Annotated in this window: 2 protein-coding genes; both read left to right on the forward strand. The window is 58.2% G+C overall.

Features of this window, described 5'->3' with window-relative positions:
• On the forward strand, positions 1-1,205 hold a 1,205-nt coding region (locus AB4043_RS24810; protein ID WP_442308433.1), incomplete at its 5' end, for an FAD-dependent oxidoreductase.
• A 186-nt stretch (positions 1,206-1,391) separates the two neighbouring features.
• A partial coding sequence (locus tag AB4043_RS24815; protein ID WP_442308434.1) for a carboxypeptidase-like regulatory domain-containing protein occupies positions 1,392-1,612 on the forward strand: 221 nt, incomplete at its 3' end.

Genomic DNA, 1,612 nt, shown 5'->3' on the forward strand with positions numbered 1-1,612 from the left:
GCCTGAAGGAGCACGGCGGCGTCTCAAAGTCGGGGACGATCGTTCTCTCCATCACCACAGAAGACGGCAGGGTGTGGAAGGCGAAGACCTTTGCCGACTGCTCCTATGAAGGCGACCTGATGGCGCAGGCGGGCGTGCACTATACCGTCGGCCGCGAGGGGATGGAGGTCTATCACGAAGATCTCGCTGGGGTTCGCGTCGACACGCCCAAACATCAATTCCTGTGGAAGATCTCGCCCCTTGATGAGAAGGGAAAGCTGATGCCCGAGGTCGATCCCAGTCCGATGGGGGAAAACGGCGCGGGGGATAAGAAGGTGCAGGCCTATAACTTCCGCATGATTCTGACCGACTCTCCGGACAACAAGCTGCCGTGGACGAAGCCGGAAGGGTATGACGCCTCCAACTTTGCGTTGCTGGCGAAGTACCTGGGCGAGTGGAAGCAGCACATCCATCGCGAACCGACCTTCCGCGACGTGATGAACCCGGTCATGATCCCCAACCATGAGGCGGACTTCAACAACAACGGCGCGTTCTCCAGCGACTACATCGGCAAGAGTTGGACCTACCCCGACGCCGGCTATGCCGAGCGTCAGAAGATCTGGGACGACCATCTGCTCTATACCAAGTCGTTCCTCTGGTTCCTGGCCTCTGACCCGCGGGTGCCGAAGCAGCTGCAGGCGGAGGTCAACAGTTGGGGCCGGGCGAAGGACGAGTTTCTCGATACGGATGGCTGGCCCAACCAACTCTACATCCGCGAAGGGCGCCGCATGGTCGGCATGTACGTCATGAAGCAGGCTGACCTGCAGACCGATCGCACCAAGCCTGACTCCATTGCCATGGGTTCCTATAACAGCGACTCGCACAACATTCAGCGCGTCGCCATGCCCGACGGCGGTGTCCGGAACGAAGGCGATGTGCAGGTTTCGGTGAAGCCTTATGAGATCGCCTTTGGAACGATTCTTCCCAAAAAGGAGGAGACGGCGAACCTGCTCGTTCCGGTCTGTCTCTCCGCATCGCATGTCGCCTACTCCTCCGTCCGGATGGAGCCGCAGTACATGATGCTCGGTCAGGCTGCGGGCGTGACGGCTGCGATGGCGGTTCAGGGCAAGACGGCAGTTCAGGAGATTGATGTGAAGGCTCTGCAAAAGCGCCTGCGCGAGCAGAAGGCCATCCTCCATATCGATCAGGAAGAGTCTGGCGAATAGCTCTGAATGCCGCTAACCCGCTGAAAACACGGATGCTGTTACGTAACGTAACAGCTTGGAACTTCACCGGCATCGACCCGGGAACGAATAGTTAGCAAGCCATGAGGGAGAACCGGCGATTCCTTTTCTTTGGGAATCGCCTCCCTTGGACTCAGGACAAATTGCAGTGCTTATGAGGCCTAACCTATGAAGCAAATTCTCAAGACGCAAGGTCGTTGCCTTGGCCTTCTCCTTGTACTTCTCCTTCTCGTTCCGTCTATGTTGCGGGCGCAGGTCGCGAACGGTGTCATCACCGGACGTCTGACGGACAGTACCGGCGCTGTGATTCCCAACGCCCAACTTACCCTTACTAAGACCGATACCGGTCTGACGTTGACGACGCAGAGCAACAGCGACGGTATCTACTC

Source organism: Terriglobus sp. YAF25 (genome assembly GCF_052113305.1).
In the GTDB taxonomy this organism is placed as follows: Bacteria; Acidobacteriota; Terriglobia; order Terriglobales; family Acidobacteriaceae; genus Terriglobus.